Source organism: Corynebacterium tuberculostearicum (assembly GCF_022347385.1).
In the GTDB taxonomy this organism is placed as follows: Bacteria; Actinomycetota; Actinomycetes; order Mycobacteriales; family Mycobacteriaceae; genus Corynebacterium; species Corynebacterium tuberculostearicum_M.
Genome location: NZ_JAKRDT010000042.1, coordinates 1 through 2,682, shown reverse-complemented (window position 1 = coordinate 2,682; position 2,682 = coordinate 1). Strand labels below are relative to the sequence as shown.

General features: G+C 52.6%; 4 protein-coding genes. 1 reads left to right on the top strand and 3 read right to left on the bottom strand.

Translation table 11 applies throughout. The features are described 5' to 3' along the window. The first annotated feature begins 79 nt into the window (after positions 1-79). The gene (locus tag MHK00_RS11760; RefSeq protein ID WP_366512280.1) at positions 80-592 is read left to right on the top strand and encodes a 3'-5' exonuclease; all 513 of its coding nucleotides are present in this window, start codon (positions 80-82) and stop codon (positions 590-592) included. A gap of 83 nt (positions 593-675) precedes the next feature. Here the strand turns inward: MHK00_RS11760 and MHK00_RS11755 are convergent, their stop codons facing one another. The 3 genes from MHK00_RS11755 to MHK00_RS11745 all read right to left on the bottom strand — a co-directional run bounded on the left by MHK00_RS11755 (position 676) and on the right by MHK00_RS11745 (position 2,131). After that, positions 676-1,056 carry a hypothetical protein gene (locus MHK00_RS11755; protein WP_005325318.1) on the bottom strand — a complete coding sequence of 127 codons (381 nt, stop codon included), beginning with the start codon at positions 1,054-1,056 and terminating at the stop codon, positions 676-678. After that, positions 1,056-1,265: a hypothetical protein gene (locus MHK00_RS11750; RefSeq protein WP_005325312.1), complete on the bottom strand. Its 210-nt coding sequence runs from the start codon at positions 1,263-1,265 to the stop codon at positions 1,056-1,058. Before MHK00_RS11750 ends, MHK00_RS11755 begins: the two co-directional genes overlap by 1 nt. Before the next feature lie 362 nt (positions 1,266-1,627). Then, positions 1,628-2,131, bottom strand: coding sequence for a hypothetical protein (locus MHK00_RS11745; protein WP_156794342.1), 504 nt, complete (start codon positions 2,129-2,131; stop codon positions 1,628-1,630). Between the last annotated feature and the right edge of the window lie 551 nt (positions 2,132-2,682).

Here is a 2,682-nt window from a genome sequence, read left to right as displayed (position 1 = left end):
GCAGACGGCACTCCTGGTGCAACCTTCTAGCCCCCGATGACTTCGAGGCGCTTAATTCAGCTACACTGACCCAAGCAGCATAGCTAACCCCCGACGTGTCTACTTTCCGGGGGCCAGGCCCGGCAAGCAGATTAAAAACTCCCACATCCACGGCATCACCAACGCTGATGTCGCCCACGCGCCCACCTTCCCAGAGGTCTACACCGAGTTCGCCGCACGTGTAGATGGGATGGTGCTCATGGCACACAATGCCCCCTTCGATTCGAAGATGATTCTTGCTGAAGCCGAGCGCATCACCCCAGACGGGGAAGACGTGCACTTCCCCTTCGTAGATACCATCGCCCTGGCTAAGCAGATGGTGTCCCTGCGCTCCTACAAACTCTCTGCTTTGCTTGACCATGTTGGGTTGCATAACCCGCAGTCCCACGCGGCTATCGCCGACGCTACCGCCACCGGACAGATGCTCAACAAACTTTTCGGGAAAGAAGCAACCAAGATTGGACGCCAAATCCTCGACCAGGCCGTCACCTTCAACGCCGGCTACACCACTAACTGGGGACTACCTTGCAAGCCCACCGTCACACGCCGCTAACGCGCACCAGTCCGCCGGCCGATAAAAGTCGCCCAGTACGCGTGTCTATCATGCGCGTGCTGGGCGACTTTCGCTTTCAGTGTTTAGGATGCTGCGAGCTTTTGGGCGCGCTGGTAAGACACTCCGAGGACTGTTCCCATATCTCGCACGGTCATTCCAGCGTTTCTCATTGCAACAGCGAGGTCATGAGTGCTTGCCTGTGCCGCAGCGGCCAGTCGTGCCGCTTCTTCGCGTTCTTTTTCGGCGCGAGCTTTCATTTCCGCAAGGCCCGGTGGGAGAACAACATCAACAATAATGTTGAGTTCGTCTGGGTCTAGGCCTGCCTGAAAGGCCAGTGCTTCGCGCATCTCGTCGGCAGCATTAGCTAGCCGCTTAGTTTGGGACACTGCCCCCAGTTCGGCGCATTCGAGCACCCATACTCCGCTGGTTCCGCGTTCTGCGGTTACTGTGTATGTCGTGGTCATTACCTCCACCAGCCTTTCCCTAGTTCTTGGGCGTATTGGTCGAAAAACTTCTTGACTGTCACATCGTCAATCTCACGGTGCCTACCTAAGGTTCGGGTTGTGCTGCCTACCCGATAAGCGTCATGGCGCGATAGGGCGATTTCCTCAAATTCAAGACCGCGCCGCTTGGCTTCCGCTTTCAATTTCTTGATGACGGCGTTTCGCTTCATAACGGTAGTCTACCGACAGGAGACTAAACAAGTCAACCATGGGTAGACAGTTTTCTTGCTCATGTTCCAAAGAAAATTAGGCGTGGGCCGGAAAGGCCAAGCCCTAGCGGGCAAAAGGCCACATTGGCGCAGAAATAGACGCTTGTGCCAAACAGACAATCACGCAAGCGATTGACGAATTAAGCAGATAAGCAAGTGACAACGGCGAGCCCATTAAGCCGCGGTGCGGATGCAACAAAGATAAGGACCCCAGATAAGCACGCTTATCCGGGGCCCTCGACGGCGTTCATCTCGTCTTCGCCAGCGCTACGTTTAGTCGGTCGATCCTTCGCGGGCGAGAAGCTCATCGCGACGCACGCGCATCAATCACAACGAGAAAATTCTTCCTGCGTCACAATCTTGCTTGAAGTTTCATCGACAGTGCTTTCTGAGGAACCTGTAATAATCTCTCCGGGCTTGAGCTCGCGTATTTCCGATAGTTTCGCATCTACTGGATACGGCTGAACATCCTCATGCGAAGTGGAAGCATTCGCAATCAACAGCTCATCAGCTTTTTCTGGTGCTTCAACTGGTGACTCTGCTTGCCAGTTCGAATCCGGATTTGAGATATCAACGTTGAAGTACCCAGACACGGGAACTTTAGCGTTAAAGCTTGCGTATTTATGATTCTCGCCGTTTACGTTCGGACCAGTCAAATCTACGCCGTCTAACTCAACTCCGCATGATTCCACCTCTACAATTACGCCACCGGATTCATTAAGTGAGAATCCAACTTGTCCGGAAATGTCTGTATAAACGGCATTTCCACAGGCTGTAAGAGAGAAAAGTCCTCCTCCCAATAGGAAATAAAGGAACAATTTCTTCATCGCTATCCTCCTAAATGCCCAGGCCAATGCGTAGGATGTACTGTTACTACAACGACGCAATCATTTCTAATCCAGTATTCATTAGAGTAGACATTTCTACATACTGTTCGAAGATTATCTCTAAGCTGTCGATTGCAGTTCGCAAATCCAGATGATGCTCCTCCAGATTCTTTTACATCGAAGTAGCAGATATCATGCCGAGCACATGCACCTCTAAAATCTGCAGAGGTCCCTCCAGGGTAGTAATAAAAATCTGGTGACTTAGTGCAGTAGTCACGCAAATCTCCGGCATTTGGATCGTAGTTATATCGACCAGGCCGTCACCTTCAACGCCGCCCACACCACCGGCTGGGGACTACCTTGCAAGCTCGCCGTCACACGCCGCTAATCCCGTGCTCTGGTTAGGGGGCGCTCCCACAGCTCCACAGAGTGAAGTGTCCCAGGTTTTGTTCCGTCTGAGTAGATGGGAAAATCTGGAATATGCCAAGAAAATTTGACCAGGATGCAAAGGACCGTGTGGTCCGTCTTGTAGAGGACCGTATCTTGGCGGA

Coding starts and splice junctions, on each gene's coding strand:
- MHK00_RS11750 (WP_005325312.1), bottom strand. CDS start 1,265: ATGAAGCGAAACGCCGTCATCAAGAAATTGAAAGCGGAAGCCAAGCGG.
- MHK00_RS11755 (WP_005325318.1), bottom strand. CDS start 1,056: ATGACCACGACATACACAGTAACCGCAGAACGCGGAACCAGCGGAGTA.
- MHK00_RS11745 (WP_156794342.1), bottom strand. CDS start 2,131: ATGAAGAAATTGTTCCTTTATTTCCTATTGGGAGGAGGACTTTTCTCT.